The sequence below is a fragment of the Clostridium sp. AM27-31LB genome (genome assembly GCF_003480745.1).
Taxonomy (GTDB): Bacteria; Bacillota; Clostridia; order Lachnospirales; family Lachnospiraceae; genus Butyribacter; species Butyribacter intestini.
Window position 1 is genome coordinate 812,796 of the sequence record NZ_QUJS01000001.1, and the last position, 19,546, is coordinate 832,341.

Annotated in this window: 18 protein-coding genes; 16 read left to right on the forward strand and 2 right to left on the reverse strand. The window is 34.0% G+C overall.

The features are described from left to right. Positions 1-15 precede the first annotated feature (15 nt). From DW721_RS03205 to DW721_RS03250, 10 genes are all read left to right on the forward strand, one after another. Complete coding sequence (locus DW721_RS03205) at positions 16-747, forward strand: nucleotidyltransferase domain-containing protein (RefSeq protein WP_118744768.1); 732 nt, start codon at positions 16-18, stop codon at positions 745-747. Positions 748-851: 104 nt separating this feature from the next. Continuing rightward, on the forward strand, positions 852-1,145 hold the full coding sequence (locus DW721_RS03210; protein WP_118744769.1) for a nucleotidyltransferase domain-containing protein: 294 nt from the start codon (positions 852-854) through the stop codon (positions 1,143-1,145). Beyond that, positions 1,129-1,539, forward strand: a complete 411-nt coding sequence (locus tag DW721_RS03215; RefSeq protein ID WP_118744770.1) for an HI0074 family nucleotidyltransferase substrate-binding subunit — start codon at positions 1,129-1,131, stop codon at positions 1,537-1,539. Before DW721_RS03210 ends, DW721_RS03215 begins: the two co-directional genes overlap by 17 nt. Further along, positions 1,514-1,810, forward strand: coding sequence for a GNAT family N-acetyltransferase (locus tag DW721_RS16670; RefSeq protein ID WP_347560348.1), 297 nt, complete (start codon positions 1,514-1,516; stop codon positions 1,808-1,810). Before DW721_RS03215 ends, DW721_RS16670 begins: the two co-directional genes overlap by 26 nt. 587 nt (positions 1,811-2,397) lie before the next feature. Next, complete coding sequence (locus tag DW721_RS03225; protein WP_022014813.1) at positions 2,398-3,405, forward strand: bile acid:sodium symporter family protein; 1,008 nt, start codon at positions 2,398-2,400, stop codon at positions 3,403-3,405. 79 nt (positions 3,406-3,484) lie between these two features. Continuing rightward, the gene (locus DW721_RS03230; RefSeq protein WP_147355374.1) at positions 3,485-3,652 is read left to right on the forward strand and encodes a nucleoside phosphorylase; all 168 of its coding nucleotides are present in this window, start codon (positions 3,485-3,487) and stop codon (positions 3,650-3,652) included. 405 nt (positions 3,653-4,057) lie between these two features. Continuing rightward, positions 4,058-4,600: a hypothetical protein gene (locus DW721_RS03235; RefSeq protein WP_118744772.1), complete on the forward strand. Its 543-nt coding sequence runs from the start codon at positions 4,058-4,060 to the stop codon at positions 4,598-4,600. A gap of 127 nt (positions 4,601-4,727) precedes the next feature. Next, positions 4,728-5,381 carry a Maf family protein gene (locus DW721_RS03240; protein ID WP_118744773.1) on the forward strand — a complete coding sequence of 218 codons (654 nt, stop codon included), beginning with the start codon at positions 4,728-4,730 and terminating at the stop codon, positions 5,379-5,381. 126 nt (positions 5,382-5,507) lie between these two features. Continuing rightward, positions 5,508-5,933 carry a hypothetical protein gene (locus tag DW721_RS03245; RefSeq protein WP_118744774.1) on the forward strand — a complete coding sequence of 142 codons (426 nt, stop codon included), beginning with the start codon at positions 5,508-5,510 and terminating at the stop codon, positions 5,931-5,933. 148 nt (positions 5,934-6,081) lie between these two features. Next, positions 6,082-6,225: a hypothetical protein gene (locus tag DW721_RS03250; protein ID WP_243035929.1), complete on the forward strand. Its 144-nt coding sequence runs from the start codon at positions 6,082-6,084 to the stop codon at positions 6,223-6,225. 291 nt (positions 6,226-6,516) lie between these two features. Here DW721_RS03250 and DW721_RS03255 read toward each other — a convergent pair whose 3' ends face one another. Next, positions 6,517-7,755 (reverse strand): ribonuclease H-like domain-containing protein, encoded by a 1,239-nt coding sequence (locus tag DW721_RS03255; RefSeq protein ID WP_118744776.1) that lies wholly within the window; start codon positions 7,753-7,755, stop codon positions 6,517-6,519. A gap of 208 nt (positions 7,756-7,963) precedes the next feature. Here DW721_RS03255 and cls point away from each other — a divergent pair, with 208 nt between their 5' ends. The 5 genes from cls (at position 7,964) to trpS (ending at position 12,877) form a co-directional block, all read left to right on the forward strand. After that, positions 7,964-9,616 (forward strand): cardiolipin synthase, encoded by a 1,653-nt coding sequence (cls, locus tag DW721_RS03260; protein ID WP_118744777.1) that lies wholly within the window; start codon positions 7,964-7,966, stop codon positions 9,614-9,616. Between the two features lie 110 nt (positions 9,617-9,726). After that, positions 9,727-9,981, forward strand: a complete 255-nt coding sequence (locus DW721_RS15895) for a MerR family transcriptional regulator (protein WP_022014821.1) — start codon at positions 9,727-9,729, stop codon at positions 9,979-9,981. A 2-nt stretch (positions 9,982-9,983) separates the two neighbouring features. Then, on the forward strand, positions 9,984-10,601 hold the full coding sequence (gene ruvA, locus DW721_RS03270) for a Holliday junction branch migration protein RuvA (RefSeq protein WP_022014822.1): 618 nt from the start codon (positions 9,984-9,986) through the stop codon (positions 10,599-10,601). Positions 10,602-10,678: 77 nt separating this feature from the next. Beyond that, positions 10,679-11,683, forward strand: coding sequence for a Holliday junction branch migration DNA helicase RuvB (gene ruvB, locus DW721_RS03275; RefSeq protein ID WP_022014823.1), 1,005 nt, complete (start codon positions 10,679-10,681; stop codon positions 11,681-11,683). 132 nt (positions 11,684-11,815) lie between these two features. Then, complete coding sequence (trpS, locus tag DW721_RS03280) at positions 11,816-12,877, forward strand: tryptophan--tRNA ligase (protein ID WP_118744779.1); 1,062 nt, start codon at positions 11,816-11,818, stop codon at positions 12,875-12,877. 162 nt (positions 12,878-13,039) lie between these two features. On the opposite strand, the gene DW721_RS03285 is transcribed toward trpS, so the two are convergent. Continuing rightward, a complete protein-coding gene (locus DW721_RS03285; protein ID WP_118744780.1) occupies positions 13,040-14,374 on the reverse strand; it encodes a hypothetical protein in 1,335 nt (444 codons plus the stop codon). A 426-nt stretch (positions 14,375-14,800) separates the two neighbouring features. Between DW721_RS03285 and DW721_RS03290 the strand changes: the two genes are divergently transcribed. Further along, a complete protein-coding gene (locus DW721_RS03290; RefSeq protein WP_118744781.1) occupies positions 14,801-19,456 on the forward strand; it encodes a tetratricopeptide repeat-containing serine/threonine-protein kinase in 4,656 nt (1,551 codons plus the stop codon). Positions 19,457-19,546: the final 90 nt, after the last annotated feature.

The following is a 19,546-nucleotide window of genomic DNA, read 5'->3' on the forward strand; positions in this document are numbered from 1 at the left end:
TGAAGGGACTTGTTTATGAGAAGAGTGATACCAGCTAATAAAGTAAGTCATGATTATGAGAAAATATTGAGTGAGTTTGTGTCAGCCTTAAAAAATAGATTAGGTGAGTGTTTATTAATGGTTTATTTGACTGGAAGTTATGCGAGAGGAGATGCAAATGATAATTCGGATTTAGATGTGTTCTGTGTTTTTAGTACAATAAATCAATATGTCTTAGAAACTGTTGGGAATTGTGCAAGAAACACATCAATCCCTTATGATTTGTTGGAGATAAATACTCAAAGCCTATCCGTAGACGAATATAAAAGTAAAATATTTGGAGAGTGGTCAGAATATGCAGTTACAGAACTAAATAGTGTTTTATTGTATGGTGAGCAATTGGTAGAAATAGAAAATATAAATGAAAAAATACAGTTATCTTATAAGAAAAATTTGGCAAATATTTTAATGAGTGTCCGCCATTATATATGTGTTGATGAGCCTAAGGAATTACTAACACACAAAAAAATTTCTACATATATTTTGAAACCACTTATGTTTGCATTAAGGCAAGAACGCTTTTGTGCAACAGGCGTTTATCCCTTGACGATAGAAAGTTTATTAGAATCCTATCAAGATGATAATAGAATTATGGTTGAATACTTTCTAAATGAGGAAAGATTTGAAACGGATATTTTGTCTAATCATAAGGATGTTCTTATGTTTCTTCATAATAAAATACAAAATTTTCTTGAAAATGATTTATAATTAGCGAGTTGCTCTTTAGCCAAAACTTGTTAATTAAATATAAATATGCTATGCTTAAAAATAATTATAGCTGTTTATTCTATATTAAGGGGGCGGTATTGAATATGAAATATAATCTGTCAGATAGAATATTGAGGGAGCTTTCCGGTTTTGCACAGGAGTATTCTGTCAATAAAATTATACTATTTGGTTCCCGTGCAAGAGGTACAAACACAGAAAGAAGTGATATAGATATTGCGGTATATGGTGGAGATTTTGATGGGTTTTATTGGGATGTAAAGGAAAAAGTACATTCGCTCCTGATGTTTGATATTGTGCAGGCAGATGCGGCAATTTCAAATGAATTGCAACAGGAAATAGAAAAGGATGGTGTCACAATCTATGAAAAAACTAGATAACTTTTCAAATTGTTTGTCCGTATTGGAAAATGCTGATTTTAAACTTGCAGAAATGAATGATATATACCGAACAGGGATTATTGGGCAGTTTAACCTTACCTTTGAACTTGCCTGGAAAGCATTACAGGAAATTATGAAAATGCACAGTGTGGAGGGAGCATCTACCGGATCTCCTCGTGAAATTCTACAGCTTGGTTATAAAATTGGATTTATCAATGATTCCGAGGTATGGCTTCTTATGTTAAAAAAACGCAATACCTCTGTCCAGATATATAATGAAGATGAAATTGATGAAATGATTATGCTGATACATGACAGTTTTATTCCGGCTTTTATTGTTCTTAGGGACACGCTGGTAAAGAAGCTGGATGAAGCTGAAAGCGATTGGATGTAAGGCAGGTGCAGACCATATTTTTGTGACTTACAATTATCTTGGGATGATTTTCAGAATGTCTCGGATATGCTTTTTGTCGTTGAAGAAACAGCCGTTTTCAAATAATATGGTGCCGTTTACATCATTATTTATTGATGACTTGTGTGTCGATGCCAAAGCAAGAGGGCAGCATATAGGTGAGAGTTTGTTTGAATATGTAAAAAGTGAGGCGAAACGCTTAGGTTGTTATATTACTTCCGGAAACAAAAAAATTTCTCTTGACATATGTTAAAAGAGGACTATAATAATTTATTGAAAATACAAAAAAATATGTTCACCAAAATTCGTTGATGAGAACAATGCCTTATTTGGAGTTATTTACAGAGAGCCTGTGGCTGGTGTAAACAGGTAATGACCGGATTTAGGATATCCTCTCTAAGAAGCGGGTTGAAAGCAATACATAATATCTGGTAATGTATAATATTTAACAATATACAGTGCTTAGCGATACATGATATATAGTATTTAGTAATACAATAGTTATTTGTTACATTATAATGTCAAATAAAGTATTGTTGGTAAACCTCGCCGGTGTCCACCGTTATATGGATAGCATATGTTGGTATGTAAAGAGCTGTGGCAGATGACCGCAGAAACAGGGTGGTAACGCGGATTATATTCGTCCCTTTTTTAGTCTATGACTAGAGAAGGGACTTTTTTAACGCTATCAAGGAAGTCCACACTTCTATTGCTTAGAGTAATAAGTGGCGGGTGGGGACTTGCAAGTAGCAGAGTGGATTGCAAATATCCGCTTGATTGCATCTAGGAACTTTTTACCGACAGGAATTTTAGTGAACAGATTCTAAGGAGGAACTCATAATGAAAGCATTACAAAAAGTCAGTAAATTTTTATCGGATTATACATCTATTGTTGTTATAGCGATTGCAGTTATAACATTTCTTGTACCGGGAATGATGTCATGGGTTAATTATAAGCTGTTTGTTGATTTTGTAGCAAACAAATTTACAAATCAGTCTATCATTATCGGAATTATCATGTTTAGTATGGGTCTTACATTGACGGCACAGGATTTTAAAATATTGGCAAAAAGACCATTTGATATATGTGTTGGTGCAATCGCACAGTATCTTATAATGCCTTTCTTGGCTTTTGGAATTACAAAGGTTCTTGGACTTTCTGATGGAATAGGACTAGGACTTATACTTGTCGGATGCTGTCCCGGAGGTGTTTCTTCAAATATCATGTCATATCTTTGTGGTGGAGATGTAGCTTTTTCAGTAGGAATGACAACAGTGTCAACAATCCTCTCTCCATTTATGACACCGCTTCTTGTATCATATCTTGCAAGCGGAGCGCATATTTCGATTAAGGCACTTCCAATGTTTGTTTCTATCGTTGAAACAGTAATTCTTCCGGTCGCAATCGGATTTTTACTCAATTATCTGTTTGGCAAGAAGAAAACTTTCATGGAATTACAGAAAATAATGCCTGGTATCGCCGTTCTTGGTCTTGCCTGTGTAGTTGGAGGAGTTGTTTCTTCACAGGGTTCTAAATTCTTTGAATCCGGTGTAGTGATATTTGTAGCTGTTCTTTTACACAACGGACTTGGTTATTTATTAGGCTATGGTGCAGGAAAACTTGTCGGAATGAATACGGCAAAAAAGAGAACCATCTCTATCGAGGTTGGTATGCAGAATGCAGGACTTGCAACTAATCTTGCAACAACAACGGCGCAGTTTGCTTCAACACCTGAATCTGCTATTATATGTGCGGTATCATGCACATGGCATTCTATCTCAGGAACACTGCTTGCAGGAGCATTTGCATTGAAAGATAAATTAAGCGGAAAAAAGCAGAATAATTAGAGAAACCAAAGCAAATTTTGAAAAACATAAAGCGGCTGGCTGCATCTCTGTCGAAATGGAATGTGCCGCTGTTCAAGCTATGTGTGATTACAGAAAACTTAATGCCTATTTCTTTTTTACCTGTGATGATTTGTTAGATGCACCTGAGTGGGATGACAGGATGAAGAAAAATCAGGCTAAGAACACGCAGCATGGTTCGAGACATTTTGATATAGCTCTTGAACTTGCATGTTATATTGTGGAATAGGGATATTGAAAAATCCTTATTAAAGAAATTTCGATAAAAAAATACATATTGGCAATAAAAGATATAAGTAAGTGAGGGGCGGAATTATCCGTCCCTTTAAATTTTGCGTGATAAAAATATTTCGCACAGTAGAGAGATAATGTGTTATAATGCTGAAAAGATTAGGGCAGGTAGCAATAAGTAATCGTGGTATTAATTAGGGTAAAATATTTTGCTACACTCTTATAAATATGTAGTAAATTGAGGGAAAAAATTAATAAATGAGAGAGATTAAAAAATATGTTCCTCAGGCTTTAAATGGAGTTAAACATCTGAGTGCTGCTGAGAACGAAAATAAAAGAGGTGCAAGCATGGGGAAATATGTAAAATGAATACTATATAATATAAAATAAAAGAGGTGCAGGTATGGAGAAAAATATAAAAAACGAATATCACATAACAGTAAATGACAATATTTTTAGGACGAAAAATGCAGGATTTCATGCTGTGCTTCTGTTTATTATATGTTTTGCTGCACAGTTTATCATAGATTGTATTCTTGAACAATTTAAAATTGTCGGTAATGAGCATATTAGGGATAATCTTCCTGAAATCGCACTTGTGATTTCGGTTATCATAGTTTGTGTGTATTATTATATCAGGGAAAAGCGGACAAATGGAGTTATGTGTTTAGAAGTCAGTTTCTTAAGTGATGCTATTAAGATTTTGATAAACGGCAGGGAATACGCAGTAAAATATGACGAGATTGCGGAGGTTGACAAAATGATGGTTATCGACCGCATACATGATGAAAAGGGCTGTTATAGAATGAAGATAAAATGTCATGGCAGGAGCAGTCTTGAATTTGAAACGACAGCACAGGAATATGAAAAACATCTGGATTTTGAAGATACGGAATTGTTTGTTTTTTATGATGCGTGTAAGAGAGCAGGAATTAAGTGCTGTTAAATCAGTCTGCCTGACGGCAATACAAATTGGAAATGCATTACTTTATGGAAATAAAAAAGATTGAAAAAGGCATTAAGTGTTTTAAAAGATGCCGGATATAAGATTATTGGCTAAAAAGGAGAAAAAGATGTATAAATTGATACTTGCGTCACAGTCACCGAGAAGAAGAGAACTTTTAAAAATGCTTGGGATTGAATTTGATATTAAGGTTTCAAACTGTGAGGAGATAATCACGAGCAGTGAACCGGCTCAGGTTACGATGGAACTTGCAAAACAAAAGGCTTTGGCAGTTGCAAATGACCTTGTAAAACAAAAGGATTTTGAGACGGAAATTGCAGATGTGAGAGCTGCATCAGATGCAAAAAATGAAGAAAATATTATCATAATCGGTGCAGATACGGTAGTTGCAGCAGATGGAGAGATACTTGGCAAGCCAAAGGATAAGGATGATGCAAGGAGAATGATAAATAAAATATCGGGAACAAGTCATCAGGTATATACAGGGGTAGCACTTGTACTTGTTAAAGGTGACAAGGCTGCCTGCATAGACCTTTTTGCCGAGAAAACAGATGTTGAAGTTTGTGAAATGAGCAATCAGGAGATAGAAGACTATATAAACAGTGATGAACCGTATGATAAAGCGGGCGGTTATGGAATACAGGGTATATTTGGCAAATTTGTATCCGGTATCAGAGGAGACTACAATAATGTAGTCGGTCTTCCGGTGCACAGGTTATATTATACATTGAAAGAATGTGCAAAAAGTATCGCAGATATTTAAAGAATAATATACATTTTTAGCCCTAGGGTATAGAGGCATTTCTATATGCAACCTTCTGGCTATGTTGTATGCGGTTGTTGCAATAAAAATATAAATTTGTTAAAATACACCATGAGGTGAGTTCTAGTGAAATGTGTAACTAAAAAAAGGGCTATCAGTTTTCTGATAATAATATTTTTGATAGCAGGAATGTGCTTTGATATTCCAAAGGCAGAGTCCTTTTTTGAGTACACAGATAAAGGAAAACATGAGATAATCAATATATCTGATACAATAAGCCAATGCCGGGATATATGCACGGATGAGCTTCTTAGGATTGGCGGAAATGAAAGTTATATAGTTCAGGAGATTATTCAGTCTATAAGATTAAATGCAAGGCAAAATTACAGAACACGTTTTTTGACGGGATATATCCGGGATTTAACTTATAATTTTGCTTACATGACTTATGTATCACTTACAATACTGTTATCAGGCATAATATTTTTCGGTATTACGGTGATAATGTATATACACGCAAAGGACGGCGAAAAACAAAATAATACCTTATAACCTGCATTTTGGGTTTTAAAGAAACAGACAAAAGCTTTGATAAGACAGTGTATCATATATACTTATGTCATGGCACTGTCTGGCATAAGTTGGTATGCGGTCTTTAGAAACGAAAAATAATCGGACAGTGCAGAATAGAGGTATTATTATGAATATAATCATGTGGATTGTTATTATCTTAGGCGGAATTTTAGGAATTGCAGTAACTCTCGGTACGGTAGCTGGTATGGTAGGTATTATAATTTACAAGATATGCCGCAAAATAAGATATGGTATTTCACTTTATAATTGATGTGTTTTGCACGGACTATGTAAATTAATACTTTTCGCATACAATGATTTTACATATTATTCAGTTAGTTATATAAGGAAAAAGTGTAGAAATATATTTATATATTAGATAAAAGTCTTTACGGATATTTTTTATATACCCGTAAAGGCTTTTGTTTTTTATGTTATAGGAAACTTCTCGTTTCTTATAACATAAAAAACACTTCGTGAGGATGCACATTTTGAAAAAAAGAAATAAATGCTATGTATTCCGCTCAAGTGCGAAAGAGTCACTTGCGACTCTTTGTTAGTATCAGAAGCGTAGCTGCATACAGACATAATTTTTCCAGAAGCCATTGCTTTTATTGGCTGTTTCTAGAGTAGGAATAGTATCTATATTATAAAAGGAAATCTTATCACGCAATGACAGTTTATATTCGGTAAAAATATTGTCAGTGTCAGCTTTGTTTTTTTTACAAGTTTTTAAGGTAGGTATAAAATATCCCTGTTTTTTAGTGTAACAGGTTGTGGCAGTAGCCTTTTTTCTGTACTTTTTATCCATGTAAGCAGCAACGCTTTTATGTAGTGCCGTATCTTTATCAGAAAAATAATAATAGTCTTTGTAGTTTTTTATGTAATTATATAAGACACCCGATAAGATAGGAACTTTAAGTAAAATGGTATCATTTTCAAAAACAATCTGCATATCATCTGTATATTTATACTCTTCGGAATTACTCTCAGGAAAAGTAATACTGGTTTCAAGACTTTTAGGAAAGATAAGTTCCGGAAAAGAGCAGGATATATTAAGCATACCATCGTCATCAATAGTAATTTCTGTAATATCAAAATGCTTTGAATATCCGCTGAAAATAGTCTCATCGTCAGAAAACGGTGTGAGTGTCGAAATATCATTGTATGACATGATGCTTGCAACATTTAACATATTTTCAATATCTTCATAATTGTGGAGAAGTAGTATTTTTTCAAGTTCTTCAGCCTTTTCAGGAGCAAGAATTTTTTTCTGCATAAAATCTGTATAAACAGGAATAAGCTTTCCACCATCAAATTTATCATCCCTTATGATACCAAGCCATCTTTCAAGAGCCGTCTGGTTTGCCTTAGTAAGACCAAGCATTTTCTTGACGGGGCGGATGCCGGCAAGAATATCAATTGAAAAAGAGTTCTCCTTATCATTTAAGATATTATCGCAGTGCTCAGAAAGAGAAATGCTGTGCTTAGAACACTTATTTAAAACATAAGGAATATCAAAGGTCTTACCGTTAAAATGATATAAATAATCATAATCTTCCAAAATATCAAGAAAAGAATTTATCATATCAGCTTCACTCTTATAATTATCAGCAAAAAACTGTTTCAAATGCCAGCTGCCGTCACTGTTGTCAAAAAACATAACACCAATCATATAGAGTGAAGAAGCCTTAGGAGACAAACCGGTAGTCTCAATATCAAAAAAAAGGATATTATCTGTCGGATGTTTAAAAAAATACTTAAACTTAGGCGACTTGCATATATAATCAAAAACTTTCATAAAAACCTCGATTCAAAAAACAAAAATAATAACTTCTTATAATAATACCACATATATAATAATATCACATAAAAAGACGGACAAAAAAATAAAATTTATCAAAAGGCAAAATCGTTTGTTTCCCATAGTATTATAGAGAACATTTATTTGCCAAACCCATCCCATTTGTGTTAGAATATTAAGTAAAGCGTTTCAGGAGGTAGTCTAATTGGAAAAGTTTTTTAATTCAGATTCTGCCTATGAAAAATGGGTAAGGAAAAATAAAAAAAAGAAAAATTCACAGCACAATGAAAGTGAAAAAAAGAGATATTTAAAGGGACTTAAGGGTCGGGTACAGAATAATCTCAGTGGATTTTTAAGAGTGCTTGTCACTGCATTGATAGTTTTTTTACAGGTATTGCTTATTATTTTCCTGCCATTTTTACTCAGACAGTTTACGGTATTTTTCTATTTTATAGTAGAAATTATTTCTGTTATAGCTATTGTAACACTGGTAAACCGCAACCAGAGTCCGTCATACAGGCTTGCGTGGATATCCATTGTACTTCTTTTGCCGATAAGCGGTTTTTTTATGTATTATCTTTGGGGAAGATCAAGTAAAAAAAGAAAATATCTTGACCGCCATATATTAAGACAGATTTCATATGGAAATCAGTTTTTGCTGGAAGACAAAAAGGTTACGGCTGAATATATTGCTAAAAATCCAGTTGCAGGGCGTATGGTGAAATATATGTCTGCCGAAAAATATATGTTTACCGGTGGAAATGAAGTCTCGTATTATCCTATGGGTGAAGATGTGTTTGAGGACATTTTTGCGGATCTTGAAAAAGCGGAAAAGTTTATACTTATTGATTTCTTTATTGTTGCTGAGGGAGCAATCTGGGATAAACTGCATGAGATACTGCTTAGAAAGATAGACGAGGGTGTCGAGGTCAAGTTTATGTATGATGATTTCGGTGCAGCTATAAGAACAGGCAAGTATTTCAAGCGTGTTTTAGAGGATGAGGGATTTGAGGTAAGGGTATTTAACCCTATTCACAAATATACCGGCGAACTTTACATGAATTTCCGTTCTCATCAGAAGATACTTATAATAGATGGAGAGGTAGGATATACGGGAGGGTTTAACCTTGCGGATGAATATGCAAATCTTATCGAACGATTTGGAGTGTGGAAAGATACTGGTGTTAGGATATGCGGTGAGGGTGTATGGGGACTTACAGTTGTATTTTTGCAGATGTGGGAGGTCTGTGGCAGAGACGAAAAACATATAGATTATCTTAAGTATAAAGCAATATATCCTAGAGTTGGAAACACATATTGTCAGGTTATATCAGACGGACCGGCAAATAACCCGAGAAATCCTATAGAGAGTATTTACAATCAGATGATAATGTACTCAAACAAATATCTTTATATAACGACGCCATACCTTATAATAGAAGATTATATGAAGCAGTCTCTTATAGAAGCAGTAAAGAGAGGTGTCGATGTAAGGATAATTACACCAAATATACCGGATAAAAAGCAGGTGAAAATGCTTACGAATTACAATTATGGAGTTTTACTTAGAGAAGGTGTAAGGATTTATGAATATACACCGGGATTTATTCATGCAAAACAGATACTTACGGAGGATGCCGTTATCGTCGGAACGATAAATATGGATTACAGGAGTTTTTATCTGCATTATGAAAATGGTGTGTGGATGTCAGGCAGACAGATACAAAATGAAGTAAAGAAAGATTTTGAAAAGACATTTGAGGAGAGTAAGGAAATAACTTATCAGGACTGGCTTAACAGACCAAGAACATGGAAGATGGTTCAGCCGATATTAAATGTATTTTCAACATTGATGTAAGTATAGTATTACTTTTTTATGTTATAGGAAAATGCCCGCAAAGTAGTGTGACACCAGGAGCAAAACGCTGGTTTTGCTCTTTTTTAGAAAGCGATGTAAAGGGGGAAAATATGATATATACAAATGTATGTAAGCATTGCCATAAGGTTTTTAAGTCAAAGATAAGGACATTGTGCTGCAGGGATTGCCGAAGTGTTGATGATTCACAGCTTGATGATATTGTTGCATATCTGAAACTGTACCCAAACAGCAATGCACTCCAAATATCGGAGGAGCTTGGAATACATCCTTATGAGATAATAAAATTTATGGATGAGGGCTGGTTAAATACCGTAAACGGTAAATTCAGCCGTCTGGAGGATTAACGATGATTAGTTTTGTAAAAGGAAAACTGGTATATATATATGAAAATACAATTATAGTAGAAAATAATGGAATAGGTTATGAGATATTTGTTCCAATGTCTGTAATAGGAAATATGCCGCAGATTGGCAGTGAAGTCATGATATATACATATATGAATGTGAGGGAAGATGCACTTCAGTTGTTTGGATTTCTTGACAGAGATACGCTGGAAGTATTTAAACTGCTTATTACAGTCAGCGGCATAGGTCCTAAAGGTGCGATAGGTGTACTTGGAACATTGTCGGCGGATGATATAAGGTATGCGGTTATGGCAGAAGATGCAAAAACGATAGCAAAAGCTCCGGGAATAGGTGCAAAAACAGCGAGCAAGGTCGTTATCGAGCTTAAGGATAAACTCAAGATGCGTGATGTTGCTCCCGATATTAAATCAGAAATTGACGGGCAGCAAAGCATATTTGAAGATAATTCAAAACAGGCTGTTTCGGATGCTATAGAGGCACTGGCTGCACTCGGTTATTCTGCGACAGAAGCCACAAAAGCAGTCAGAAAAGCAGATACAGGTGAAGATACAACAGTTGAGGAACTGCTTAAACAAAGTCTTAAATATCTGTATTCGTAGTATTATGAATAAGTGGCAGAGCGGGTTGTCAATATCCGCCTGACTGAATTAAATAGAAATCTGCATGGAGAAAAAAGATGGCAAAAAGGAGTATAACAACAGAATTTACGGAGGAAGATGCGGGCATAGAAACTACCTTAAGACCCAAGTTTTTAAAAGATTACATAGGGCAGGAAAAGGTAAAGGGCAATCTTAAGATATACATAGAAGCCGCAAAGCAGAGAGGCGAAGCTTTGGACCATGTGCTCCTGTATGGACCTCCGGGACTTGGAAAAACAACGCTTGCAGGCATTATCGCAAATGAGATGGGAGTTAATTTTAAAGTGACATCAGGACCCGTTATAGAAAAGACAGGTGACCTTGTTGCAATATTAAACGGACTTGCGGAAGGTGACTTGCTGTTTATAGATGAAATTCACCGTCTAAACAGGCAGGCAGAGGAAGTGCTTTATTCGGCAATGGAAGATTATGCGGTTGATATAGTCATAGGAAAAGGACCTACGGCAAGGTCGATAAGAATGGATCTTCCCAAATTTACGCTTGTCGGGGCAACAACGAGAGCCGGAATGTTATCCGCACCGCTGCGTGACAGATTTGGTGTCGTAAACAGGATGGAGTTTTACACGACAGACGAACTATATAAGATTATAACAAACTCGGCGAAAGTGCTCGGTGTCGAGATAGAAAAAGACGGTGCAGTCGAACTTGCAAGACGGTCAAGGGGAACTCCGAGACTTGCAAACAGGATGTTAAAGCGTGTCCGAGACTTTGCACAGATAAAATATGACGGAAGGATAACAAAAGAGGTCGCTGATTTTGCACTCGACCTGCTGGAAGTAGATAAACTTGGACTAGACAATACGGACAGACAGATAATACTCACGATGATAAACAACTTTGGCGGCGGACCTGTAGGACTTGAAGCACTTGCCGTATCAATAGGCGAAGATGCGGGGACGATAGAAGATGTGTATGAGCCGTATCTTGTGCAGAATGGACTTGTCGCAAGGACACCGAGGGGAAGAAGCGTAACAAAAGCAGGCTATGAACATTTCGGAATTGCGTTAAATGAAAATCTATAGTATAATAAAATGATGCAAGGGTCAAAAGCAGATAATGACACAGAAAAGTTTTTTGACTGAATTGTTATGTTTTTGCCGGGTATATTTGCCGGCGTGTGAATAGAAAATATAAATTAAGGAGAATTATATAAAATGGAACAAAAGCAGATAATATTAACAGGTGACCGTCCTACCGGTAAACTTCATGTGGGACATTATGTAGGTTCATTAAAAGAGAGAGTAAAATTACAGAATTCAGGAAAATTTGATGAGATATATATTATGATAGCTGATGCACAGGCACTTACAGATAATGCTGAGCATCCTGAAAAAGTAAGACAGAACATCATTCAGGTAGCGCTTGACTATCTTGCCTGCGGTCTTGACCCTGATAAATCAACAATATTTATTCAGTCTATGGTGCCTGAACTTACCGAACTTACATTTTATTATATGAATCTTGTAACAGTATCAAGAGTTCAGAGAAATCCTACCGTAAAAGCAGAAATAAAAATGCGCAATTTTGAAGCCAGCATACCTGTTGGATTTTTCTGTTATCCTATAAGCCAGGCAGCAGATATAACGGCATTCAGAGCGACAACTGTTCCGGTTGGAGAAGATCAGATGCCTATGATAGAGCAGTGTAAGGAAATCGTACATAAATTCAATTCAGTTTATGGAGAGACACTTACAGATCCAAAGATAGTGCTTCCTGACAATGAAGCCTGCCTCAGACTTCCGGGAATAGACGGAAAAGCAAAAATGAGTAAATCTCTCGGAAACTGTATTTATCTTTCAGACGAGGCAAAAGACATTAAGACAAAAGTAATGTCAATGTACACAGATCCAAATCATATCAGAGTTGAAGATCCGGGACAGGTAGACGGAAATCCTGTATTTATTTATCTTGATGCATTTTGCAAGCCTGAGTATTTTGAGGAGTTCTTACCTGATTACAATAATCTTGATGAATTAAAAGACAATTATAAGAGAGGTGGCTTGGGAGATGTAAAAGTCAAGAAATTCCTCAATAATGTAATGCAGGCAGAGCTTGAGCCTATAAGAGAGAGAAGAAAATCATGGGAAAAGCGACTTCCTGATGTGTATGACATCTTAAGAAAAGGCAGTGAAATTGCAGAGAAAAAGGCTGCGGAAACACTTAGTGATGTAAAGAAAGCAATGCAGATAGATTATTTTGATAATGGAACATTATAGGAAGATTATTAAACATTCCTGAAATAATAAAAATCCGGATATCATCAATGATGTGGTATCCGGATTTTTTAATAAAATAATCATATAGATGCTCGTATTAAAAACTTCCGGTAAAATTTTATTATTGAGATTTTACCATATGATGAAACCTCATTATATATACTATTCTTCCGGTAAAAGTTCAGAAAAACAGGATCTAAAAAAATCAAGCGGATCATTTGCGTGTGCGGAACAAAGAAAAATCCAGTCATAAGGATTACCGGCATATAAATCTTCATAGCCGCAGTCATAAAGGCAATTATTGGCTTCTTCAATATAAATCTCCGTAAGTTTATCTTCATCCAAAGTTTTATAATATTCAGTTTCAGAATTTAATTTTGCATTTACCCAAAAACGATAAAAATCAAGAAGAATGATAAGTTTTCGTATCGAGTCATATGATTTAGAAGTTGAAAGTTTATCTTCCGACAAAATATCCGACATTGTTTTTTTTGAAGGAAAATTATTTCTGACAATGTATGGAATGGATGTATCTTTCCCGGCTCCTACAGAAGTTGTGATAAGGTATCTCAGTATAGAAGCATTTTTCATAAAATTTCTATTGTTCATGACATCTTTTATATATTCACACTGAGATATAGTATCATAACTGTTATGCATGGAATCATAAATAATCTCTCTGACAATAAGACCGCAATCAGTATAATCTTCAGGGTGAATTTTACCTGAGAAATTATTTTTTTTACAGCTTGTTTTGTCAGATGGAGCGGATAGAAAACGGCTTATATTTCTTTTGAGTTCATCTGTTTTTTTCTTTGCTGATTCGGGGATTGTTATCTCGGCAGCAAGACTTTTAAGCATATTGCCTGCACTTTTATTCCATGATTTAAAATTTTCTTTATTGGAAATTAAAAATGTGGTAAGTTCCCCGGCTGTTTTCATTGAGTTTATCTGATTTTTGACAAACAGCGTATAATTGCCCTCATAATTTGTAGCAGCAGGAGCATCCGCCTCATTTATCTTTTTTATGATATTAAGTGATTTTTGGTATGTCAGTCCGTTAGAAAAGGCAAAATAAAATACTGCTTCATCGATAGTATGACAGTTGAATGCCCTGTCATAATAAATATGCTGAAAGAACCATGTGGTTTCAGTTTCGTTTAAATTAAGGGCAAAACATATCTCATACATTTTCAGGCGGCTGCCGGCTTCTACTTTTGGACGATGTGTGCCTGAAAACCATGAAATTACGGTTTCTTTTTCTACATTGGCTTTAATGTCTTTTAATTTTGAATAAAGAAAATCAGCCATCACTTCATTATCTGATAAGTCAATATCAATATTTTTCATCCTAAATAGTTCTTTAAGACCATCCTTAAAAGGTCTAAATGAGTCTTTATTTTTTAAAAATGAGATTGCCTGATCAGAACCATCTTCATCATTAATAATAAAGCAAGATATTTTGTCGGCATTAATCTTTGTATAATTGTTATCCATAATATCCCCCAAATTTATGATACAATGAACTCCAAAATCCAGATGCAATGCATCTGTCGCACTTCGTGCTATATGATTTTGTCGTTCATAAATTCGGTACAAGAGAACAAGTTCTCTTGCCTTGCAAATTTATGATATAATAAATCGTGGAAAAAAGCAACGAATCACTTTTACAAACCGTTCTGATAAAAAGTGATATGGTATTTTTATGTATTGTACCTAGTGTACTGACCTGTTGATATTTTGCCAAATAACTTGTATAAATTTCCATCTGCTTCGTTGTCATCAATCGCCGTAGCCCGCTACGGCTCATTCTTCCGTCTTGCAGACTGAAAATTTATCCTAAATTATTTAACTAAAAGTCATTAGGTCAGTACACTAGTTTAGTTGGTATGAAGTTGAAATAATCATGGGAGTGGTAAAAGTATGTCTGATAATAGAAAAGCATTAAATATTGGAAGTGTGATTAAAATGTCGGATGATATAAACATTGAAATAGTTTCAGAGGTGGGCAGAGGAGCGAATTGTATTGTTTATGGTGCTGTTTATAATGACAGTATCGGAGTAAAACACAATGTAAGGTTAAAAGAGTGTTATCCGGCATATCTTCTTTTAAGCAGAGCAGATGACAACAGTCTTTCAATATCTGTAGAAAAGGAAAATGAGTTTGAAGATATAAAAGAAAAATTTATACAGTCATACAGGAAAAATGTGGAGATAAAACAGACCTTGGGACTTATAAATTCAACAGTAAATCCGGCAGAGATAATAAGAAAAAACAATACAGTTTATATTCTTATGACACTGGATGAGGGTGAAGATTATGCAAAGTATAATGATAAATCTTTAAAAGAGGTATTTACGCATATAAAAAGTCTTGCATTAATAATCAAAAAATATCACGAACAAGGTTATCTTCATCTTGATATAAAACCGGAAAATATATTTATTCTTCCTGAGAGTGCCGAGCATATTCTGCTTTTTGATTTTGATTCATTGATGGTGGCAGATGAGCTTGTGAATGGTGGACAAAACGGGTTGTCATTTTCAAAGGGATTTTCTGCACCTGAACAGATTCAGGGAAACATAAGGAAAATGGGATTTCATACGGATATATATTCTATAGGTGCGGTGCTTTTTTATAAAATGTTTGGAAGAACTGCGGAAATAAGTGACTGCAGAATATCAAGTAAATATGATTATGATAAAATGCAATTTGCAAGTGAAAAATATCAGCCGGCAATATACAGGGAAATAACAGTTTTTCTGAAAAATACATTGTCTACGGCAACTGCATCACGCTGGCATGAGATAACTCCGGTCATAGAAAAACTTAATGAACTTATAAGATTGTCTGATATAAATAGTGTATATCTGCTTGATTCATTTCAATACAATTCAGCATATTTTGTTGGCAGGGAAGATGAGATTTTAGATATTGACAAAATACTTTCTGATAACCAGCTTGTTTTTTTGTCAGGAATAGGTGGTATAGGAAAAACGGAAATCGCAAAACAATATGCAGCAAGGTATCACGGCAAATATAATACAGTTACATTTGCTATTTATGAGAAAGATATAAAAACACTTGTAAATGATGAAATAAATTTGAATAAGGTTGAGCGTGATGAGAAAGAAAGTGAGGATGATTATTTTAAACGAAAAATTAAAATACTTGAAAAGACGGCAACAGATGATGACCTTATAATAATAGATAATTTCGATGTGGAGTTTGACGAAGAACTCGAAAACTTATTTAAATGTCCGGCAAAGTTTATTATAACGACCAGAATGGATTTTAGGGATTATAATTATAAGCAGATAACTATAGATAGAATGTCCGATATAAAAGATTTACGGGAATTATTTTATTCATATAATGATACTGAATATAATGAGGGGGAAACTGATTATATAGAAAAGCTGATAGAATATGTTGACAGACACACAATGACAGTGGAGTTAATAGCAAAATATCTTAAAAATATTTGTGATGAGCCGAAAGCACTGTACGAGAGATTTCTTGAAAAAGAAGGTGTGACGAATACCGAGGACATAGGTATAAAACAGAGAAAAGACCGGAGATTGAGATTTAAAAGTATAAACAGTCATATTGAGATATTGTTTGATATATCGGATTTTAATGATAATGAGAAAGAACTTATAAGCAGTCTGTCATTATTTGCCGGAATGAGAATTTTAAAAGAAGAATATGAAAAAATATATAAATCAGATTCGGTAAAAACTGATTTAGAAAGGCTTATAAAAGGAGGATGGATAGAGTATAACGAAGAAAGTAAAAAAATATCACTCCATCAGGTTATACAGGATATTTTGTATAAAAATATCCTGCCAAGTGCTGAGAGATGCCCTGTGATAGTTGATGGAATGATTGAATATATAAGTAGAAAAGCTAAGAGTCATAGTGAAAAAGTTATCAGACGCAATATGCTCAAGATATTTATGGAAAGGCTTACGGGAGAAAATAAAAAATATGCAGAACTCTGCCTTGAGTATGGAAAAGAACTGCAGCTTGAAAAGGCACTGGAAATTTGCAATAAATATGATGATGAAAATGCGGCAGATATAACTCAAAGGATATATAGAAAAAAGATAAACAATACTTTAATAAACAGTGGTATGGAATTTATGGAAAATAATTCCGCTAAAAATAAATTATGTGACATAAAAAGTATGCTGGAGCAGATTATATATTATATCAATAAATATAATGTAGAAAAAAATTATGCGGCAAATGACTGTAGCTATATGGTAAAAGAATATATAGATACAGCGAGTGAAATATGGCATTTATTAGAGGAAAATATACACTTGCCGGCAATGTATGATGCGGGACAGTCAGGATGGACTGATAAGATAAAAGAAGGTGATTATACAGGTCGGAATAACGAAATTGAAAAAACAGATATGGCAGAAAATAATAATGCATTAGGAAAAATCAGGGAACTGGATGAAATTTATGATTTGGTGGTTTGGATGTTTGAAGAAGCGGCAGAAAAAATGTCACAGACAGATTATGATATTGCCGCAAAAGAAATTTTTTATAAAAAAATATTTGATTTTTATTCGGACTCGGATTTTATATCAGTTTACAAAAATAAATATTATGCTGATATGGATAAGGCATATAAATATCAGAAAATACTTACTGAACTTAGGAAAAATGAAGATACAGATACATCTGATATGAGTATAACCGATGAAAATGGTACAACAAAGTTGTGGTTTGATGATATAACCTATACGGAATATGCAAAAAAACTAGAGACAGACGGAAAGTTTGCAAAGGCAGAAAAGTATTATAAAAAGGCATATGAAGATGGGGAGGAATTATTAGAAACAGCTATGGATAATATAGCCGAAATGTATAAAAAAACAGGTAAATATGATAAAGCTATAGCTGCATATAAAAGCGTGCTTGATAACGACAGAAAGCGTTTAGAAAATAAGAATTGTCTGATAGGTTATTCGTGCAATATATGTCTTAAGCTTATCAATATTTTTATGAAAATAGGGAATGAAGCGGAGGCAGAAAAATATGCAATGGAGCTTATATTATTTGAAAAAAATGATGCAGAAAAAGAAAGAGATGCATATGCAATCAATTATGTAATAGCAGCATATTATAAAATGTATATTATTGAAAAGAACACCAAAAGAAAAAATTATTTTGCTGAATATATAAAATATGGTGATGAAAAAAACATTACAGAAAATATCGGTAGAAGAGAAAAAAACAGTAACACTGGAATGATAACACGAAATAGAGCAGAGAGTGAAAATATAAAAGAAACAGACGATTTATGGGAAGAATGTATAAAATATTATGAAATGCTGGGGGATAGTGAAATAGAACCGGAGGTATTTGATTTTATATATGAATATGCACAAAAAGAGGCTGTTTCATATGAAGATATTATAAAAACTATTGATAGGATAGATAACTGGCAGAATGAAGAATTTAAAGAAAAGCTGGTGAATTGTATAATACAAAAGTATAAACAGGATGATTCGTTTGTAAAGTATCATATAATACTGCTTGTAAATCTCTCGGAAACTTTAACTGATTATAAAGATGATGATGCCAGTGTAAAAAAAGCAATGAATTATATAGAAAAAGCAAAAGACTTATACAATGCAGGAGGTATAAGTGATGAATATATCAGAAGTATTATTTGCAAAGCAGAAATAAAAGTAAGATTATCTGCAGATATAGATATAGACTGCGAAGAATACGAAATAAATAACGAACGGATTGAAACACTTAGAAAAGAATGTAACTATATGATGATAGCAAGGTATTTGTTAAAGCATAGAAAAAACAGCACAGAAGAAGAATTAAAGATATGGCAGGAGGCAGCAGATGATTATAAAGATGCAGAAAAATATGATATGGAATATATATGTCTTGAAAATACATATAAAATAATGAATTATATGTGTGATAATGGAATGATGAAAAAGACTGACGATAATTATATGAAACTTCTTGAAATGATTATTAGGGCATGGATAAAGAGCCATAAACAGACTGAAAGATTAGTACAGAAAGATTCATTGAAAGAAAGTAACACATCAGAAAAAATATATATGGATTCATATTTGGCTCATATTGAAAGTAATGACAGCTATAATAAAATCAAATCGTATGCCGGAAAATATTTAAGTTCTGCTATGGCAGGATATGAAAATGAGAAGAAATCTAAAGCGTGGCGTAAAATAAATGAGATAATAAATGCGGGAGATATGTTTGTGCTGATAAAAGAAGAACTTCATGCGATGGAAATATATCTCGAAGCAGGAAAGAGGTGCATAGAACAAGAAAAGGATGCCGAAGACAGCAGGATTAAAGGAAAAATAACAGATTTGCTGATAATGATAAAAAATAAAATGACAGAACAAAAAGGCATCTGGGAAAACTTTGCTGAAACTAAAAAAGAGGAGAAAAATAAAAGTGAATACAAACAGAAAGAAAACTTAAAAAGGGAGTGTGATGCATTTATAAGAGAGGTAAGCAAAGAATACGAATATAAAAAGATTGAATTTAAAAATAAGAAATGACGGGTCCTTGAAGTAAGAAAAGTTGATAATCTTAAATCCCAAAAGCCGGGAAAAGTCCCCCTGAAATCACTATTACAAAGTCGTAAAGCT

Excerpts from the sequence above, each read along its gene's own strand:
- DW721_RS03235 (WP_118744772.1), top strand. The coding sequence starts at position 4,058 with ATGGAGAAAAATATAAAAAACGAATATCACATAACAGTAAATGACAAT.
- DW721_RS03240 (WP_118744773.1), top strand. The coding sequence starts at position 4,728 with ATGTATAAATTGATACTTGCGTCACAGTCACCGAGAAGAAGAGAACTT.
- DW721_RS03255 (WP_118744776.1), bottom strand. The coding sequence starts at position 7,755 with ATGAAAGTTTTTGATTATATATGCAAGTCGCCTAAGTTTAAGTATTTT.
- trpS (WP_118744779.1), top strand. The coding sequence starts at position 11,816 with ATGGAACAAAAGCAGATAATATTAACAGGTGACCGTCCTACCGGTAAA.
- DW721_RS15895 (WP_022014821.1), top strand. The coding sequence starts at position 9,727 with ATGATATATACAAATGTATGTAAGCATTGCCATAAGGTTTTTAAGTCA.
- DW721_RS03225 (WP_022014813.1), top strand. The coding sequence starts at position 2,398 with ATGAAAGCATTACAAAAAGTCAGTAAATTTTTATCGGATTATACATCT.
- DW721_RS03215 (WP_118744770.1), top strand. The coding sequence starts at position 1,129 with ATGAAAAAACTAGATAACTTTTCAAATTGTTTGTCCGTATTGGAAAAT.
- DW721_RS03205 (WP_118744768.1), top strand. The coding sequence starts at position 16 with ATGAGAAGAGTGATACCAGCTAATAAAGTAAGTCATGATTATGAGAAA.
- DW721_RS03285 (WP_118744780.1), bottom strand. The coding sequence starts at position 14,374 with ATGGATAACAATTATACAAAGATTAATGCCGACAAAATATCTTGCTTT.
- DW721_RS16670 (WP_347560348.1), top strand. The coding sequence starts at position 1,514 with ATGAAGCTGAAAGCGATTGGATGTAAGGCAGGTGCAGACCATATTTTT.
- ruvB (WP_022014823.1), top strand. The coding sequence starts at position 10,679 with ATGGCAAAAAGGAGTATAACAACAGAATTTACGGAGGAAGATGCGGGC.
- DW721_RS03230 (WP_147355374.1), top strand. The coding sequence starts at position 3,485 with ATGTGTGATTACAGAAAACTTAATGCCTATTTCTTTTTTACCTGTGAT.
- ruvA (WP_022014822.1), top strand. The coding sequence starts at position 9,984 with ATGATTAGTTTTGTAAAAGGAAAACTGGTATATATATATGAAAATACA.
- DW721_RS03290 (WP_118744781.1), top strand. The coding sequence starts at position 14,801 with ATGTCTGATAATAGAAAAGCATTAAATATTGGAAGTGTGATTAAAATG.
- DW721_RS03250 (WP_243035929.1), top strand. The coding sequence starts at position 6,082 with ATGAATATAATCATGTGGATTGTTATTATCTTAGGCGGAATTTTAGGA.
- DW721_RS03210 (WP_118744769.1), top strand. The coding sequence starts at position 852 with ATGAAATATAATCTGTCAGATAGAATATTGAGGGAGCTTTCCGGTTTT.